This is a genomic window from Phormidium tenue FACHB-1050, assembly GCF_014696925.1.
GTDB lineage: Bacteria > Cyanobacteriota > Cyanobacteriia > Pseudanabaenales > Pseudanabaenaceae > Pseudanabaena.
In genome coordinates this window covers 64,759-84,406 of record NZ_JACJQY010000005.1, presented here as the reverse complement: position 1 = coordinate 84,406, position 19,648 = coordinate 64,759, and the positions used below count along the sequence as shown (strand labels likewise).

The 19,648-nt window shown below is 43.7% G+C and carries 12 protein-coding genes; 2 read left to right on the top strand and 10 right to left on the bottom strand.

What is annotated here, in order from left to right; genetic code table 11:
- Positions 1-67: 67 nt before the first annotated feature.
- Positions 68-526: a DUF29 domain-containing protein gene (locus H6G05_RS04900; RefSeq protein WP_190576826.1), complete on the top strand. Its 459-nt coding sequence runs from the start codon at positions 68-70 to the stop codon at positions 524-526.
- 211 nt (positions 527-737) lie between these two features.
- On the opposite strand, the gene H6G05_RS04895 is transcribed toward H6G05_RS04900, so the two are convergent.
- The 8 genes from H6G05_RS04895 to clpB form a co-directional block, all read right to left on the bottom strand.
- A complete protein-coding gene (locus H6G05_RS04895) occupies positions 738-1,055 on the bottom strand; it encodes an AlbA family DNA-binding domain-containing protein (protein WP_190576824.1) in 318 nt (105 codons plus the stop codon).
- Entirely contained in the window at positions 1,052-2,182 is a 1,131-nt protein-coding gene (locus H6G05_RS04890) for a restriction endonuclease subunit S (RefSeq protein WP_190576822.1), read from the bottom strand. Before H6G05_RS04890 ends, H6G05_RS04895 begins: the two co-directional genes overlap by 4 nt.
- A gap of 40 nt (positions 2,183-2,222) precedes the next feature.
- Positions 2,223-2,663 carry a DUF29 domain-containing protein gene (locus H6G05_RS04885; RefSeq protein ID WP_190576820.1) on the bottom strand — a complete coding sequence of 147 codons (441 nt, stop codon included), beginning with the start codon at positions 2,661-2,663 and terminating at the stop codon, positions 2,223-2,225.
- A gap of 27 nt (positions 2,664-2,690) precedes the next feature.
- On the bottom strand, positions 2,691-3,128 hold the full coding sequence (locus H6G05_RS04880) for a DUF29 domain-containing protein (protein ID WP_190576818.1): 438 nt from the start codon (positions 3,126-3,128) through the stop codon (positions 2,691-2,693).
- Between the two features lie 9 nt (positions 3,129-3,137).
- The gene (locus tag H6G05_RS04875) at positions 3,138-3,455 is read right to left on the bottom strand and encodes a XisI protein (RefSeq protein ID WP_190576816.1); all 318 of its coding nucleotides are present in this window, start codon (positions 3,453-3,455) and stop codon (positions 3,138-3,140) included.
- Positions 3,443-3,859: a XisH family protein gene (locus H6G05_RS04870; protein ID WP_190576814.1), complete on the bottom strand. Its 417-nt coding sequence runs from the start codon at positions 3,857-3,859 to the stop codon at positions 3,443-3,445. Before H6G05_RS04870 ends, H6G05_RS04875 begins: the two co-directional genes overlap by 13 nt.
- A gap of 5 nt (positions 3,860-3,864) precedes the next feature.
- The gene (locus H6G05_RS04865; RefSeq protein ID WP_190576811.1) at positions 3,865-6,003 is read right to left on the bottom strand and encodes a class I SAM-dependent DNA methyltransferase; all 2,139 of its coding nucleotides are present in this window, start codon (positions 6,001-6,003) and stop codon (positions 3,865-3,867) included.
- 230 nt (positions 6,004-6,233) lie between these two features.
- Entirely contained in the window at positions 6,234-8,909 is a 2,676-nt protein-coding gene (gene clpB, locus H6G05_RS04860; protein WP_190576808.1) for an ATP-dependent chaperone ClpB, read from the bottom strand.
- A gap of 225 nt (positions 8,910-9,134) precedes the next feature.
- Between clpB and H6G05_RS04855 the strand changes: the two genes are divergently transcribed.
- Positions 9,135-11,033: a DNA polymerase III subunit gamma/tau gene (locus tag H6G05_RS04855; RefSeq protein WP_190577033.1), complete on the top strand. Its 1,899-nt coding sequence runs from the start codon at positions 9,135-9,137 to the stop codon at positions 11,031-11,033.
- A gap of 243 nt (positions 11,034-11,276) precedes the next feature.
- Here the strand turns inward: H6G05_RS04855 and H6G05_RS04850 are convergent, their stop codons facing one another.
- The gene (locus H6G05_RS04850; RefSeq protein ID WP_190576806.1) at positions 11,277-16,367 is read right to left on the bottom strand and encodes a diguanylate cyclase domain-containing protein; all 5,091 of its coding nucleotides are present in this window, start codon (positions 16,365-16,367) and stop codon (positions 11,277-11,279) included.
- Positions 16,368-16,682: 315 nt separating this feature from the next.
- Positions 16,683-19,340, bottom strand: a complete 2,658-nt coding sequence (locus H6G05_RS04845) for a CHAT domain-containing protein (RefSeq protein WP_190576804.1) — start codon at positions 19,338-19,340, stop codon at positions 16,683-16,685.
- Positions 19,341-19,648: the final 308 nt, after the last annotated feature.

The following is a 19,648-nucleotide window of genomic DNA, read 5'->3' as shown; positions in this document are numbered from 1 at the left end:
AGGGTTGCATGGGAGTATCGAGCAGACAATAGAAAGTATTACCCTTTGAATCTGTAACTAAAACAAAATGACACAAACGATTGCACCACCGTTAACCTTGTATGAGCGTGACTTTTACCAATGGGTACAAGAAACCACAGAAAAGTTAAAGACTAAAGATTTTGACCATGTGGATTTAGAGAATTTAATAGAGGAGATCGAGAGCTTGGGAAGGTCTGAAAGGAGCGAGGTATATAACCGTTTGGCTACCCTCTTAGAACATTTGCTCAAGCGGATGTTTGTAGATATGCCTCAAGAGTTTAATGGCTGGGAGAATACAATTCGCGAACAAAGAAAGCGACTGAAGCGGGTGCTTAAATTGTCCCCTAGTCTTAAAAATTATTTTACTGAAATATTTGATGAAGCTTTTGTTGATGCTCTTGAAGAAATTCGTAAGGAGAAAGGATATAGGCTGGTTAAGTTTCCTGATGTATGGCAGTTTAACTGTGACATTGACTCAATGCTGAATGTTGATTTCTGGGAGTAGCGATCGCGGCGATCGCATTTGACTTTGGGGAAGTGTCTGAAAAGTTATCGATCAATATCAAGCGATATCGATCAAGTTTAATCGGTTGTGATCGATAGACTTTTGCATAGTAATAACACCTAAACCATTATCAAATAAAGGTTTTAGATCAAGTCACTGCTCGATTGTCAAAATTTCTATCGATCGCAATTTATCCATGATGATCGATAGATTATCGTGCAGCAAATTTCGTAAAAGCATACTGCATAAGGGTTTTGCTTGAAAATAATTCTTGGCTATCGAGCAGTCTATCGATCGCCTTGTTCGATAGGCTAATAATTTTGATCGATAGATCGACAAATATTTTTTGATCGTTGGGTGGTTCGGCGCTGTTGTCTTCAATCCCGATCGCAATGATGCCGCCTTTGGCATTGGCTAAGCAAACACAGTCTTTTGCAAGTTCGCCCCAATCTGCATTTTTGCCTGTGACAATTTTTAGGGATTTCTTTTCTAAAAATTGTGTTTCTGTTGAATATGACGATGGATTCATACGCTGATTGCTCCACTCATCAGTTTAGGAAGTAGAAGATCACGGGCTTGTTTAAGTTTTCGATTCTGGATAAGTAAATTGTCAATCTGGCGAACTATTGGAGTGATGTAATCAGTAAAAGTGCCTATTAGCAAAGGGTGCGGCACAATAAAGGGAATAAATTTAAAAGTCTCTCGAATAATTGAGTCAAACACAGCACCGACTGCACGACTACGGAATTGACTGACACGCTCTTGTAAAGCAAAGTAGAGAAAATATTGATTCAAAGGTTCTTTAGCAACTAGCGCAAAGCAAGATTGATTCATTGCCATTTCTCTTTGTGCCAAACTGATTTTACCAACAGTTCCTCGTGCTGTGATAAAAATAGTGTCTTTTGGATATAGTTTGCTATTGCAGTTTTTGAGACCGTACTCTGTTACAAATTTTTCTGTTTCATAGGTGTACATTTCACTGGCTGCATCTTTGGGTGTAAAGAAAGGTATGATTCCGTCCCAATAATCAGCAATAGCTGTTTTAGGCGTACCACCATTTAGAATTTCCATAACATCAAAGGCTGTTACTTTCTCCCATCCTTCAGGGATACCATCTACAATTTTGCTGTGTTCGTGACTGGGGAAGCGGAGATGGACAAACCATTCTTTATAGAGCAGATGTAGCGATCGCTCAAGCAACTGAATACGCCGCCGATTATTTTCGATAAGTTCATCATAAGCAGAGAGTACAGATGCAATTCTGATCTGTGTTTCAATCTGTGAGGGGAAAAAGATTTCTCGTGCGTGTAAGTCATTACGATTTACACCTGGAACTGCGGCTTTATCGCTTGAAGTTTTAAACAGAATGTATTTTAAAAAGTAAGCAATAAATCTCTGATGGTTGCCCTTGAAGTCTTGAACATATAAAGCGGTATTATGAGGCCAAAAGTCTTCTTCAATAAAGTAAATTTCACTAAGAGTTCCATATCGTCCAGTTACAACACCTGGGGCTTTAGCTTTTGAAGCATTATGATAACCAGTAATGCCAGAGGATGAAACTACTGGAATAGAACCACTCTCTCGTTTTGATTCGGGGAGATCGTATCCTCTCTTGAGGGTTAATACTTCACCTAGCTTAGTTTTTGCCCAAATCATATTCTCAACCTCTTAAAATACAATCTTTCTCTAACCTTACTCACTTCACCCCATCAGGAAAAGCAGCATCAAAAACCTGCTCAACAGTAAACGGGCAAACATCAGGCAGATCGACATCTAAAAGTTGAGTCTCCCTAAAAAACAATTCCAAACCTAACTCATAACCAATAGCAACAGCCTCTGATAGATAAGACTTCAAGCTAGGATTCTGATTAATATGTCGCTGGATTTGTTGACGTTGCACCCGAATCGTTACTTGCCAACTCTTACTACGCTTTTCTGGCTGATAAACCCACTTCAACAAATGCCCAATCAAAACACCCAACCGATTTTCTAACTCGCGCCTTTCCTGCCTACCCAAAGACTCAATCTCCTCCACCAAATTCTCAATATCTAAACCTTTCAATTCGCCAGACTGCAACAACCTAGACTGTTCCAAAGTCCAAGCATAAAAATCTGTATCATAAAGTTTTGTCGTCATAACTTTAGCCATACTCGCAACCACTCACTAAACACCTTCAGGAAAAGTTAGATCGAAAATTTGCTCAAGCGAAAAAGGACATTCCACAGGTAAATCCTCATAGTCTAGCGGAGTCTCACGCACAACTAGCGCCAAGCCTGACTCATGCGCCGAAGCGATCGCCTCTGGCAAATACGACTTCAAACTAGGATTTTCTTTTAATAGTTCTAACACCTCCTTACGTTGCTCTCGAATTGTTGACCGCCAACTCTTAGTACGCTTTTCTGGTTGATAATGCCACTTCAAAAGATGCCCAATCAAAACACCTAACCGATTTTTCAACTCTTGGCGTTGTTGCTTACCCAAAGACTCAATCTCCTCCACCAAATTCTCAATATCTAAATCTTGTAAATTGCCAGACTGCAACAACCGAGACTGCTCCAAAGTCCAAGCATAAAAATCTAAATCATAAAGTTTTGTCGTCATCAGTTTCTCCTATCTCAATGCTGCCAAACGCTCACGCACTTCAGGCGATCGAAAACCAAGAATAATATCTTTAGGACTTACCCCAAGCTTCTCCAAATCTTGATCCACCATCACCTCCGTACTATTTTGTTGAATCCATACCTTCCCATCGATTAAATCCAGATGAATCGCACAACCATAAAATCGATAACCATTACGCCATCCAGAATGCAACACCAAATAGCGATCGCGCTCCTTATCAAAGATTAACCTTGCATCAGGATCATCCTTACTAAAATCTTTTAGAAACTGACAAATAATTTGGCGATACTCACTTACTCGATCCATTGCGTAATAACCTCTTTTTTAATATCGTAGATAATTAGCTTTACTTGGTATCTAGCAATCACAATTTTAGCAGGTTCAAATCGGAGAAAGTCTTTCTGGACATCACTCGGAACAGCTAAATAAAGTTCTCGATCTAACTCATTGGCAACCTCTAAAGCAATACGGTAATTCAGAAACTGCCCTAAAGCTGTATGAAACTCTGAAATTGCGGAACCACCAGCAAAACTCTTGATCTCGACAGCAATTTTGCGCCCTTCTCGCTCAGCCGCGATCGCCATTTCCGCAGCCAAATCTATATACACATCAGCAATACCATAGCGCAAGCGATAGGGATCATCCGTAATTTTCCATCCCTCTTTTTCTAAGGCAACCCTAACAACGTTATGAAAAATATCTCTTGCCATATATTTTAGATTCCTAACTCTTTAAAATTTTGCGCGATCGCCGCCGCCAGATCCACCGCCTCAGCATTCAAACCCTCAAGCTCAATGTGAATATCCCGCAAAGTCTCCTCAAAATCAAAATCCTCATCCACCTCCTCAGGAGCCACACCCACATATCGCCCAGGAGTCAAACTCCAATCATTCGCCGCCAACTCAGCGCGATCGACCAGCTTCACCAAACCCTGTACATCCCGATACTTACCATCAGGAAAACGTTCCGTCAGCCACACCGCCTGTTTATGAAAATAGCGCACCAGCTTTAACTGCTCCACCGCATCCTGTCGCGCCAAATCCGCCGCCTTGCGTTCCTTCGTGACATCTCGACTCGACCAGCGATCGCTATCCTTCGCCGCCTTTTCCTTCTCGCACCAGTCCATAACCCGACAGCCCAACTTATAAACGAGATCCGCTTGCCTCACCAAGTCACGGCTAGTTTCCGCAAGCGGTGCAAGCCGCCCCACCACCTCATTAAGACTAATCTCATTCTTACTCTTATTCTTGTTCCCCTCTCCTGCGGGAGAAGTGCCGCCATCGGTGAGGGTCTTGTTCCCCTCTCCTGCGGGAGAGGGGCTAGGGGTGAGGGTCTTAAACACCTCCACATCCTTGATTAAGGTCGTCAAACTCTCCTCAAACTCCTGCATCGGTGAGGCTTCACCTTTTAGCGTTTGCGAAATTCCATTTACAAAAGGAGTCATCTTGTCTCGAAATAAAGCGATCGCCTTCGTATATCCATCAACCGACTCAAAACAACCATTGACAGCGCTTAACGTGCGATCGAGATAATCCCGCACCAGTTTAAGAAACTTGTCTTCCTGTCCCCGATATAGCCACACGATCGCCAACAGATTTTGTAACTGCTCAGGACTAAAATCATAGATTTTGCGCGTTACTTTGCGGTAGATATTCCGAGCATCCAACATCAACACAAAATTCTTATGTTGCGGCAACTTTGCCCGATTAAAAAACCACAACTCACAAGGCACAGTGCGCGTATAGAAAAAATTCGAGCGAATTGCTACCATCATTTCTACGTCACCCGTCCCGATCAGCTTCTGGCGTACCGTTGCCTCCGTACCGCCCGCACTCGAAGCCTGAGACGACATGACAAATCCTGCTCTGCCGCGATCGGTCAAATAGCTATAAAAATAGGTAATCCAAAGATAGTTGCCATTAGAAATCTTCTTGTTTTTGTTGACACTCGGCAAACCAAACAACAAACGCGGATCGTTTTTGACCTTCTCCTCATCTACCTCATCCACATTAAAAGGCGGATTCGCCATCACAAAATCAGCCTTACCCAACAACTCATGGGGATCTTCATAGTAAGTAATCGCCTTTTGCATATCCCCCTCCAACCCATGCACCGCCAAATTCATCTTGGCTAGCCGAATCGTCGTCGGATTTTTCTCCAAACCCTTAAAGGTCAACGAGTGCGGGTTGCCCTGTCGATCCTCCACAAAATGAGCGCTCTGAACAAACATCCCCCCAGAACCACAGGCAGGGTCAAGCAAAATACCGCGATCGGGTTCTAAGACATTGGCTATCAACGCAACCAAAGAAACAGGCGTAAAAAATTCACCATTATCATGGGCTTTCAGATCCGCAAACTGCGTCAAAAAATATTCATAAATTCGCCCAAACACATCCCCCTTAACCTGCTTCAACTCCTCTGGATTCAGTGCTCTGAGCAACTGCCCCAAAACCTCATTATCCAGTTCTTGATATTCCTGCTTAGGTAGTTCCCCCTTCAAAGTGGTGTAGTCCGCCTCAATCGACTCCATCGCCGCAATCACCGCAGTAGCGCGATCGCGATCGTCCCCTAGCGCCACTAAATAATCAAACTGCGCCTCTGGTCTTAAAAAGATCGCACTCCTCTGTGAAAAATCTTCTTTCTTGAGTTCGCGCACCTTACCACCCCGTTTCGGCAAGTTAGTAATAATCTCATCCTTAACTGCCAAATAACGACTATAGGCATGACGCAAGAAGATCAACCCCATCACAGGCATGAAATACTCATTACTGGCATAGTTGGAGTTAGACCGCAACGTGTCAGCAGCACCCCACAGGCGCTTTTCAATTGCCTCAATATGTTCGAGTTGCCCCATATTTAACCCTATAACTTACCGACATTAACGTGACTAGGCTCTAGCATAACCATCACGTAACCCATTCGATCAGCGATCGAGAAATAATTAGGACTTTGATTAACCGCTTCTCCAAATAATTAATGATGATTATATAGCTGTCACCATTCTAGATAGTGTGAGGCGGCGCGAAGCGCCGCTTCACACTATCTAGAAATAACATTACGCATGATTTCTTAGGCTGTCTAAGTTTAGCTAAAAACTAGTGTTTCACCTTCTACAGTGATGGAAATTTGATGCCCTTCTGCAAAAGTTCCTTCCAGAATTTTGTTGGCGATGGGGTTTTCGATTTCCCTTTGAATAGCACGTTTTAAAGGACGCGCACCGTAAGAAGGATCATAACCAACAGCAGCGATATAGTCTTTAGCTTCTTCGCTCAATTTTAATGAAATCTTGCGATCGCTCAGCCTATTTTCAATGCGCTTAATTTGTAACTCCGCGATTGAGCGAATTTCATTACGACGTAATGCATGGAAGATTACCGTTTCATCAATCCGATTGAGAAACTCAGGACGGAAGTGATTGCGAAGTACTTCAAGTACCTTATCGCGCATTTGGTCATAGCGAGCATCCCCATCAAGATCGCTAGATAAATCTTTGGACACTTCGAGAATGCGATCGCTACCGATATTACTGGTCATGATGATGACCGTATTTTTGCAATCCACTAAGCGACCTTGACTATCGGTAATGCGACCATCATCAAGAACTTGCAAAAGAATATTAAACACATCAGGATGCGCTTTCTCGACTTCATCAAAAAGTACTACTGAGTAAGGATGGCGACGCACTGCTTCGGAAAACTGTCCACCTTCTTCATAGCCAACATATCCAGGGGGCGCACCGATTAAGCGCGAAACTGAATGTTTCTCCATATATTCCGACATGTCGATCCGTACCATTGAGGCATCGGAATCAAATAGGAATTCAGCAAGGGTACGTGCAAGCTCGGTTTTGCCCACTCCTGTGGGACCTAAAAACAGGAATGAACCAATGGGACGATTAGGATCATTCATCCCTGCACGGGCGCGACGGATTGCTGAAGATACAGAAGTGACAGCTTCATCTTGACCAATAACGCGATCGTGGAGATGTTTCTCTAGGGTCAATAATTTTTGACGTTCTGATAATAGTAGCTTTTTGAGGGGAATGCCTGTCCAACGCGCCACAATTTCGGCAATATCATCTTCAGTAACTTGCTCACGAAAGAGAATTGAACCATCGGCTCTAGCCCGATTTAGCTCTAATTCTGCCTCATCAAGATTTTTTTCTAGCTCCGTCAACTTGCCATATTTCAATTCAGCAGCACGATTGAGGTTGAATTCACGTTCAGATTGCTCAATCAGTAACTTAGTTTGATCGATTTGTTCTTTGAGCGATCGCAGATTATCAATGGTATCTTTTTCCTGTTGCCAGCGATCATCGAGGCTAATTTGGCGATCGCGTAGTTCGTTCATTTCTTTGTCAAGGCGATCGAGCCGATCTTGGACAGCCTTACTGCTCTTAGTTTTATAGATGACTTTGCCTTCAGCTTCCGTGCGTTCAACAGGGGTGAAGCCTCCTTCTTTTTGTAAGGATAATCTTTCCATTTCCAATTGCATCAGACGGCGATCAATTTCATCTAGTTCTAAGGGTCGAGAATCAACCTCCATTTTTAATTTTGCGGCGGATTCATCAACGAGATCGATCGCTTTATCTGGTAAGAAGCGATCGGTAATATAACGATTAGAAAGGGTCGCTGCTGCCACTAGTGCCGAATCAGAAATAGTTACGCCATGATGCACCTCATAGCGTTCCTTTAGTCCGCGCAAAATCGAGATTGTATCTTCCACAGTTGGCTGATCGACCACAACTTGCTGAAAACGTCGTTCTAGAGCTGCATCTTTCTCAATATATTGGCGATATTCATCGAGAGTGGTTGCGCCGATGCAGCGCAATTCACCCCGCGCTAGCATTGGCTTGAGAATATTCCCCGCATCCATAGCACCCTGCTGCGTTGCTCCAGCCCCAACCACAGTATGCAATTCATCAATAAACAGCACGATCTTGCCATCGGAATTGAGAACTTCCTTAAGAACCGCCTTCAATCGATCCTCAAATTCCCCACGATATTTTGCCCCCGCAATCAGCGATCCCATATCCAGACTAATAATCGTGCGGTCTTTGAGCGATTCTGGCACATCACCACGAATAATTCTTTGCGCTAATCCCTCAGCGATCGCCGTTTTACCGACCCCTGGTTCACCAATTAACACAGGATTGTTTTTGGTGCGTCGTGACAGTACTTGCATGACGCGCCGAATCTCATCATCACGACCAATCACAGGATCAAGTTTGCCTTGCTTTGCTTGTTCCGTAAGATCACGACCATATTTTTCCAATGCGGCATATTTTGCCTCAGGATTTTGATCGGTGATAGTCTGGCTACCCCGCAGCGATTTAATCGTTTCTTCTAATTTTTTGCGATCGATACTTAAATCTCGATACAGCCGCTTACCGATGCGATCGTCATCGGCTAATCCCAGCAGCATATGCTCAACGGCAATAAAGTCATCACCAAAAACCTTGCGATGCTCTTCGGTGCGATCGAGCCATACTTCTAAGTTGCGCCCCAAGTACAATTGTTCTGGACTAGCCACGCGGGGCTGTCTCCGCAAAAATTCTTCGACCTGTCGTCGCGCCCTTGCCATGGGGACTGACATCGCCGTGAGTATATTTGTGGTCAAGCCCTCTTCCTGCTCCAATAGCGCCATTAGCAAATGCTCGACTTCTAGTTGCTGATGTTGAGCGCGTCTCGCGACCTCTTGCGATTTGACGATCGCTTCCCATGCTTTTTCAGTAAATTTTTTCGGATCGGTTGGTTGCATTGGCTTTGGTTACAGCAGGATTCAGGTGTGATTACTAAGGGTAGTTAAGATAAGTTTACAATGCTAGTCCGCTAAGTTAGTGAAAACCGCTATAAGTACTGGTGCAAAATAAAGTATTAAAACCCGTAAAGTTGCGTCCGCAGGGGCGCAACTTTACAGGTTTTTCATCGCTATACTGGTGAGTGATATATTTGACCAGCAGTGCTTGAGCATCATCGAGTTCCTATGGGCTATGAGCCACTACACCACAAATATCGACCGCAGATCTTTGACGATCTAGTGGGTCAAGAGGCGATCGCCCATACCCTTAGCAATGCCTTGAATACTAAGCGCATCGCACCTGCATACCTATTTACAGGCGCAAGAGGTACAGGCAAGACATCAAGTGCGCGGATCATGGCAAAGTCGCTCAATTGCCTAAGCTCTGACAGCCCGACTCCTCATCCCTGTGGCAAGTGTGAGTTATGTCATAGCATCGCCAATGGTAACGCCCTCGATATTACCGAAATTGACGCGGCAAGTAATACGGGTGTTGATAATATTCGCGAGTTAATCGAACGCGCTCAGTTTGCCCCAGTTAAGGCAAGATTTAAGGTTTATATTATTGACGAATGCCATATGCTCAGTACCGCAGCATTTAACGCACTTCTCAAAACCCTAGAAGAACCACCCGATCGCGTTACATTTATTCTCGCAACTACTGATCCGCAGCGCGTATTACCTACGATTATTTCGCGTTGTCAGCGTTTTGACTTTCGACGGATTCCCCTTGATGCGATGGTCAAGCATTTAGGAAAAATCGCGGCAAATGAGAACATTAACATTCATATCGAAGCATTGACTTTAGTTGCTCAAATTGCACAGGGAGGACTGCGTGATGCTGAATCTTTGCTCGATCAATTGAGTTTATTAGATGGAGAGATTACGGTTGAGGCAGTTTGGGATTTAGTTGGTTCCGTTCCTGAACAAGACTTATTATCTTTGATTGAGGCGATCGCTGCCGATCATTCCACACAATTAATTGATTATGTACGGCGCATTATGGATCGCGGACGAGAACCTCTGATTGTGTTGCAAAATCTGGCAAATGTATATCGTGATTTATTAATTGCCAAAACCGCTAGCGATCGCAGTGATCTTGTTGCCATGACCAGTTCTGGATGGGAAAGATTGATTCATCTAGCGCAGAGTTTAGCGATTCCCAATATTTTGTTGGGTCAACAACATTTGCGATCGGCTGAGTTACAAATCCGTAACTCCACACAGCCACGCCTATGGCTAGAAGTTACGCTCATGGGTTTACTGCCATCCGCACAGGGAGCGATCGCCCAGTCACAAGCTCCTGTTCCATCTCAAGCTCAACCATTTGTCCCATCACGCAATATTCCTGCAACTCCCCAATCTCCACCCCAAGCACCGAAAAACCAGCCTGTTTCTCAAGTTCAAGTAACACCAAAACCAGAAACCCCACCAATTCCAATTGCCAAGGTATCGGAACCAGAGAATATTTCGATACCCACTCCCCCCATGGTCGAAACTCCGATTTCATCGGGAATTGATGACCTTGATGACTTCGCTGCGGTTGGGTACGATCTAGATCAGATGTGGCAAAGCATTTTATCTATGTTGCCCACACCCACAAAATCAGTTTTTATCCAGATACAGGCTCATATTCTGACGCTTGAGAGTAATAGCGTCAAAATTGGATTGGGTGGCAAGCGTGATGAAACAACCAAGAATATCGTGGTTCAAAAGCGTCCAGAACTAGAAGAAGTTTTTGCTAAGTATTTGCAGCGTCCGATTAAAGTGATGTTTACCTTTGTGACTACGCCGCCTCAAGCTGAGCAAGTTCAAGTTAATGCACCGCTTCCTGTTAGTCCTGCGATCGCGCCACAGCCTGTCAGCTATCAAAAGCCAAGTCCGCCTCCTATACCTAATCAGCAGCCAATTGCACCTCCATCAACCGAGCCATCAGTAAATGCAAAGCCTCATCCAGATAACCCGCAACCACCTCAGCCTAGAGGTTATGTTGGGATGTCAGAGGATGACAGAGTGATCAAAAATTTAGCAGATCTGTTTAATGGACAGATTGTGGATCTTGATGAGGAGCCTAGTGATCCATAGCAAACCTTTTATGGCTATATACTCGATATCTCTAGCAAGTCGCTAAGCAACTCTTAACTTTAATCATCTTTCCAATTAATACCAAAGCACAAAATGGCTACGCCATTTTGTGCTTTTAAAACCCTTACTGGGTTTGGTTTTCAATTCACAAAAGTGTTGTCACACTTTCGTGAATTGGTATAACGTGAGTTCGATATCGCCATTTGAGTCGTGCTTCGCACGACTCAAATGGCGAACTGATGTTCAATTAACCCAAGTTGGAGAATTGAAAACGTAGCGATCGCGTCCCTGTTGTTTAGCTACATACAAAGCCTCATCTGCTTTGGAGATGAGCATCTCAGGAGAGAGATCTGATGAGGGAATGACGGAGGTAATCCCTAAGCTGATCGAAACAATCTCACTTACCTCTGAGCGCTCGTGGGGAATGGCTTTAGCACTTAGGGACTTTTGAATGCGTTCGGCGATCGCGATCGCTCCCTTGTGATCAGTATTGGGCAAAATAATCACAAACTCCTCACCACCGTAACGCGCCACCAGATCCGCAGACCGACTACTCCCCTCCTTGGCGGCTTGAGCAACTTGAATCAGACAAGCATCTCCCGCCTGATGTCCATAGCAATCGTTATAACGTTTGAAATAATCCACATCAAATAAAATCAGTGAGAGAGGCAATTGTTCGCGCTTGAGGCGATGCCATTCTTGATCTAACTGTTGATCGAAGTAACGACGATTAGCTACTTGCGTGAGTCCATCTAAGGTGGCTAGGCGATATAGTTCCTCATTGGCACATTGCAATTCGGCTGTACGTTCCTCGACCTTCTGCTCTAGGGTATAGGTATACTGCACCTTCTCCGCATAGAGTTGAGCATTAGTAATCGCGATCGCTGCCTGACCACTGATTAATTGTAAGAACTCAATATGGTTACTCTTGAAGGCAGCGATTGTTACTTGATTCTCCATGTAAACCACGCCCACTAAATTTCCCTGATTGATCAGGGGATAGCAGAGAATCGACATGGGTTGCACCGATTGGATATAAGGATCTTGCGTGAAGTCACCAATATGGGTAGCATAGTCAAGGACAACACTTTCTTGACTGCGGGTCACATAATATAAAACCGACTCGGGTAAGACCTGATTAAGTGCCTGCTTTGGGGAAATGTTTGCTTGATCGCCACTAATATAAATGGCGATCGCTAAGTTATCAGATCGGTCTACAGGGGATTCTATAGGCAACAGCAAGCAACCCGTTTGCGCTCCTGCATTTTTTAAGAGAATTCGCATTAAGGTTTGAACGAGGTCTTCGAGAACAATTTCACTAGCGATCGCTCGCGATGCTTTCATTACCGTCGCCAAATCGAGATCGGCTCCAGAATTTCTACCGCCCTCTGTATTCAAAGTATTCAAGGTCGTATGGGGGAAGCGTGAGGAGGAATTACTCACGGGCATATGTAATAACTGAGGATATTGGCTGTCCAGCAGTTTGACTTTGGCGATCGCCCCCCAACGCAAATAGGCATGACGCGCTTCCAATATATAAATTCGTGCAATCGTTAACTTATTCCAATTGCGATAGAAATTAGCCGCAAGCTCATTGGCTAAAGCTTCCTCTTGCAGGTATTGATTTTGTCTTGCTCCCGCGATCGCCAGATCGTAAAGTTCCATCGCCTGTTCTTTCTGCTCTAATACGCGACAGATTTCGGCTTCCACTAGTTGCCATTTGTGCAAATGGTTCATAGGAGCATGATCCGCCCAAAACTTTAACTGAGACTGATTATCTTGAATGCGTTGATACTGGCTTTTTAAACCAACTTCAGAATTGCCAATCGTCGTCAACAAGATTAAAGAGTCATAAAAGTAGAAGTTAGCTTTGCAAATAATCCCCACAATCGAGGTCACGTAGGATCTGGCTTGGGTAATATCGTTATTTGCATCAATTAGTTCTTCCATTAAAAATCGTAAGAAAGCACGATGTAAATAGAAGAGAAATAATCGTAGCCAACTGTTTGCGGCTAGAGATTCCGTAATTAATTTTTCTGTTTGGGTAATCTGAGCAAAATGCTCTTCAACCTTATTGGGATTGCCTAGCAAAGCAGATATTGCTGCCTTAATGATTTCGCAATAGTTCGCATTAGTAATCTGCTTTAGATGATGTAACTGTTGTCCATAGGTATTAATCGTCGTTTCTATCTCTCTAAAAGCGAGTCCACTCCAGAAAGCATTAACACAATATCCATAGCCACAATAGCCCGTATGTTCAAATTTTCCTGTTTCTAATCCAGTTTGATAACCTTCCTGAAGGATGGGCAAGGTTTCGTGAAGATGGAACTGGCGATGGTGTAGAAATAGCCCAATTGGAACCAAGGTTTCCGCACGAATATCTTTGGCTTCGGGTTTAGAAGCGAGATGATAGGCAAGGCGGCTAAACTTGATCGCAGCATCAATATCTTGTAAGTTGATAATCAGGAAAACGCCATAGGCAGCATAGCTAAAAGCAGACCTAGGACTATTTCCATATTGAACTGATAACCGCACCTGTAAGGTCATCACCAAGGGATAGATCGGTGCGCTGAGAATATGGCAAGCGGGAATTGTCATCGCCGCAATCTGAGTCATCGCCAGCGCTTCAGGGTCTCGCATCGCAGGCAAATCCCCCAAATCAGCAATTACGCGATCGCCGATTAAATTTTTGATCTGTTGAATTGCCTGTAGTCCTAATTCGGACGTAATCACTTCAGGAAATTGCACTCCCAGTTTTTGGAGAATCACTTGAGAAATGGTGATCGCCTCAGCAAATTGATTCTGAAAAGTTAAAGATTGAATTTTGATAATGTAAGCAGATACTTGATCAAGGATGCTTTTAGCATGGTGAATAATCGTACCCACGTACAAATCCGTGCTCTCAAATTTGCTACATAGGGATGCAGTTTCGGCGGCAAGCTCATGTAACTGTAAAGTCATCGCATAATGTTCTTGCCAAGCGGTGCTATCTAGCAAGTCTAGTCCGATTTCGGCATATTCATAGGCGGATTGATAGGCGTTTGCTAACTTAGCTTTACGACTTGCCAAGAGATTGAGTTGGGCTAAGCGATCGCGTTCAGGTTGATTAGTGATTAAGGTAATCCCATCATTGAGATGTTTAACTAGCGTAAAAATCTGTTCGGATTGGGTTGCCTCTGACCAATGTTGCAGCAATAACTGTCCAATGCGATAGTGGGTGGGATTGCACTCCTGTTCAGGAATGAGGGCATAGGCGGCTTGCTGAATGCGAGCATGTCCGAATTGATAATCTTGAATGAGGATGTTGTCATCAAAGGGCGATCGCGCGATCGCAAATCCCTGTTTGATCGCAAGTTTGAGATCCTCGAAGATCTCCTGTGCAGGGCGATTTTGCACTAGTGAGAGGGTGCTGAGATCAAACTCTGTACCTAAATAAGCCGCAATTGATAGGACTTCCTGCAATGACTTGGGGAGTTTCTGCAATTGCCCGACCATCAGTTCCACCACATTATCGGTGAAACCCATTTGCTCAATTTTGTCTAATTCCCAAACCCATTCCCTAAAACCATAATTAAAACTCAGTAAGTTCTCATTGTAGAGAGTTTTGAGAAACTGATTAATAAAAAAAGGATTGCCTTCAGTTTTGCGGATGACTAATTCGGCTAAACCTTTGATATTGAGCGTCGTTTGATGCAATGTATCGGCAATCAATTGCTCGATTTGCTCAATTGCCAATGGTGCTAGCGTAATCTGTTCTAAATTGACTCCTTTATCCTGTAATTGATTAATTACTAAAGTCAGGGGATGACTTGTTGTAACTTCATTATCACGATAGGCGGCGATTACCAATAGATTTTGAATTTGGCGATCGCCTAACAGCTTTTCTAATAATTCTAAAGTGGCAAGATCCGCCCACTGCATATCATCGAGAAATAGCACCAAAGGATGTTCGGGGCTACAAAACACTTGGATAAATCTTTGAAATACTAGATGAAAGCGGTTTTTAGTTTCAGCCGAGCCTAACATCGGCACGGGAGGTTGAGCACCGATAATCAATTCCAAATCAGGAATGATATCTGTGATCACTTTGCCGTTGCTGCCCAAGGCGACTACCAAGCGATCGCGACATTGTTGCAGTACTGCCTCCGATTCCCCTAGTACTTGTTTGACTAGCTCCGCTAAGGCATTAACTAATGCTGAGTAGGGAATATTACGTTGAAACTGATCGAACTTGCCTGTAATAAAATAGCCGCGCTTTGCTGTAATCGGTTGATATAGCGATCGCACAACTGCCGATTTGCCAATGCCAGAATAACCCGTGACTAAGACTAATTCGGTCTTGTGTCTATCCCCCTTTACTTCTAATGCTGGAGTCACAACCCGTTCAAAGGATGATAGGAGTTGGTTGATTTCCCGATCGCGCCCATAGAGTTTTTGAGGAATTTGAAATTGATCGGGGATATCAAATCTTCCTAGTGTAAATCTGGCGATCGCCCCTGTTCTTTCCCAATGTACCCAACTTTCCTCTAAATCCGCCTTTAATCCCCATGCACTTTGATAGCGATCTTCGGCATTTTTTGCCATCAGCTTATTGACTATTTCCACCAACATGGCAGGAATTTGTCCTTTCTTAATCTCTAGTAAAGAATCTGGCTGTTTAGCAATATGGCAATAGATCAACTCCATCGAATCGGAACTTTGAAAAGGCAATCTACCTGCCAATAATTCATAGAAAGTTACTCCTAATGAATAAAAATCAGTGCGATAGTCTAGCGATCGATTCATTCGTCCAGTCTGTTCAGGCGAAAGGTAAGGTAAGGTTCCTTCAAGCGTGTTAGGAGCTTGCAGTATGGGGTTCTCTCGACTGAGTTGGGTGGAGATACCGAGATCAATCAGTTTAAGTACCTTTGTTTTGGGGTTAAAAGCGATATTGGCTGGGTTAATATCTTTATGAATGATTGATTGGCTATGGATTTGACCTAGGGCATTTGCTAGTTTGAAAGCGAGTGTAAAAAATAAGTCTAGTGGTACACCCTGCGGATATTGTTTGAGTAATTGCGAAAGAGAAGTCCCACCAAAGTCTTCAAAAACAATTACTAGGGTTCTCTGCCATTCTTCTAGTTGTAAAGCCTTGATCACCTTGGGTAGTTGCAGTTGATGGGCAAGGTGATATTCCTGTCGATAACGTCGAATTTCTTCTGGTGTTGGATATGCGGCTTTTAAAACTTTGAGGATTACTGCTTGACCACTTTCTATATATCGAGCGCTATAAACTTGAGAGCTTACCCCATCATAGATTTGCGTTAATTCTTCGTATTTAGAAAGAATGGTCATTGCGATCGCTAAAAAAATATTTTAAATGAGCCTATAAGTAATAACTGGTGTTACGTGGAAGTCTGTAAAGCCCTCACCCCTAGCCCCTCTCCCGCAGGAGAGGGGAACAAGAAAATAATATGGATTTTGCTCCCCTTCTCCTGCGGGAGAAGGGGTTGGGGGATGAGGGTTCCACGTAACATCAGTAATAACAATATATAGCAAAAAAAGAGTTAGCTAGTACCAACCAAACCCCAAAAAGCAAGTAGCGGCGCTTCGCGCCGCTACTTGCTTTTTGGGGTTTATTTCCTAAGCAAAACTTGCTTTGCCATATGTCTACAACCCATTGCCGATCGCAAAAAATGCTGACCAAAAGTATGGATGGTTATAGTCTTGAGACTTGATCAAAGCAATTTGCGATCGCCTTAATGACTCAGAAATAGCCACATTCTCTTTTTGCAATTCCGCATAAAAAGCAGTCATCAGCGAACCTGTCCCCACATCATTAACCGACCAAAGAGAAGCGATCGCATTTTTAGCCCCTGCCTTTTGCACCTGATAACCAAATCCTAAGATTTCTACACCACTACCAAAAGCACCTAATCCAGTCTGACAGGCACTTAAGATGATCAAATCCACATTGGGGATTTGCCAATCCGTGATTTCATGAAGACGGATTTTGTCGCCATTACCAAAAATAATAAAGGAGTTATCTGGCGCACCTGTATTGAATTCTGCATGGGTGGCAAGGTGAATAATATTATGATTTTTTAGTTTCGATTCGATCGCTTGGCGACTAAAGTTATCTTCAGTTAAAGCAACAGAGTTTTGGAATTTTTTAGCAATCGTTTTGACCTCGGTAAGTGTTGCAGGTAAAGCAACTTGTCCAAATTTTTGCTCTCCTTCTCTTCCGCCAAATGCTCCTGCTAAGATGCTGGGTTGAGTTTTGGGTTGAGGAGAAAAGTCGGAGAGGCTATAGGCGATGAGATTACTAATTCGATATTTCTCCACTAGCCATTGCTTGCCATTGTAGAGAGCCGCGAGAGGAACATAGCGTAGCTGTCCATCAGGAGCATAGAGGATAGTTTGAGCTTTGGCTTGAGCAAGTTCCGATTCGATGGGTTTAATCAGCAGAGTATAGAGTGCAGTGGCAGGATCTTTGACATCTTCGGAACTAACATCACGAACCCCATCCCTAAAGTTAGAAATTAAAGCTTCTAGGTTATCCTTAGAGATTTTCACAGAGCGACTGATTGGGAGAGTATTGGGTGAGAAGAGGATGATTTCAAGGCGATCGCTTAAAATCAGCGGATAAAGTAGCACAGTCCCCTGTGGGATTTGTTGGAGATAGTCGGGGACTTTGTTGATTTCTGATTTGGGAAGCTGTTGGATCTGCTTAGCAAGTAGGTCGTTAATTTCAGGACTATTTTTAAAGCTAACCGCTAACAGCTTATCGCTAATCGCTTTCTCTGGTTCTAAAATTCTTACCCCTTGAGCAGTGCGATCGCTTCCTTTAATGTTTTTAAGATAGTCCTCTAGTTCCTGCACCTTGAGGAGATCGAGAACTTGCAGAGCTTCCATAACTCGCCCTTGTTGGAGTAATAGGTCGGCAAGGCGACGGTAAGAACCTTCCACATTACTTAAATAGGAATTCTGTAAATCTCGATCAAGTTTACGAATATCTTGACGGATCGCTTCACTGATGTTGACTGATTGCTTGTAGAAAACAATGGACAAATCCGTTTGTTTTTGTTTTTCAAGGGTCAAGCCGATCTGATTTAGAGCCATTCTTTCACCATCACGGTTTTTGATCTTACGGGCGATCTCTAATCCTGCGTTATGGTAGTCGATCGCTTTCGTATAGTTACCAAGGGCATAATAGGCACTTCCCATAGAACCCAGTGTTTTCCCTTCACCACGGCGATCATTAACTTCACGGGCAATTTTTAAACTTGACTCATAGTATTTGATGGCTTCATCATAATTACCCTGAGCTTCGTAAGCATTCCCTAGATATCCCAGTGATTTTCCTTCACCACGGCGATCGCTAATTTCTCGCGCCGCCTCCAAACTCGACTGGTGATATTTAATTGCCTCCTGATAGTTACCCTGATCGTAGTAAGCATTACCTAAATAACCGAGGGACTTGGCTCTACTCAGTCGATCATTGATCTTAATGGCGATCGCTAAGCTCTGCTTGTAATAGCTAATCGATTTGGGATAGTCCCCAAGAGAGCGATAAACTAGTCCTAAAAAGCCAAGAGCCTGTCCTTCTCCGCGTATTTCTTTGATCTCACGGGTAATCGCTAAACGCTTTTCTTGATACTCAATGGCTTTAGCAAAGTTACCCTGAGCGCGATAGGCATTTCCGAGATTACCCATGGCATTGCCTTCCCCTTGACGGTCTTTGATTTCGAGGGCAATGGCTAAACGTTGCTCGTGAAATGAGATCGCTTTCACATAGTCGCCCTGAGCATAGTAATTCATTCCCAAATTACCCAAAGCTGATCCTTCACCACGGCGATTGCCAGTCTCACGGGTAATCACTAAGCTTTGCTCATGGTGGGCGATCGCTTGTGAGTAGTTACCCAGAGCGCGGTAGACCACACCGAGATTGATCAGAGACTCTCCTTCGCTACGGCGATCGCCTAGCTCCTTCGCGATCGCTAAACTCTGGCGATGAGAAGCGATCGCTTGCTCGTACTGCCCCAGCGATTCGTATGTTTTGCCTAGATTTCCATGCAATATTCCTTCTTTCTGGCGATCTTTGATTTCTTGATAGATGACTAAGGCTTGTTGCCATGATTGCAATGCAGGTTCAAACTGGCTGAGTTTATATTGCTGAGTTCCCAAATCCAACAGGCGATCCGCTTCTGCTTTGCGAGTTTGAGTTGTTTGCGTTTGAGCGTTCACAAAGGACTGATCAGGTGGTAGTACGATTCCACCAAGTCCAGTTGCCAATACAAGTGTCAGCGCATAGAACCGAGAAGTCATGACCTTATCCTCAAGTTTTATAACAATTATATTTAGGATGGGTGAAGCCCATCCAATCTTACCCTTTAGATTTATTTAGAATTTACGTATAAAACCCTGAAACCCTCATCCCTAGTCCCTCTCCCAGTATCTACCTTGTACACACAAGCCTCTCCGTTTTTGTATCAATGTATCTAAGCCCCCTAAATCCCCCAATTCTGGGGGACTTTGAAAGGATTTTATTATCTTGTTCCCCCAGAATTGGGGGTTAGGGGGCGATTAATTGTTGACTTAACTAGGTTTAATGAGGGCTGTTTTGTTTTTGCGTA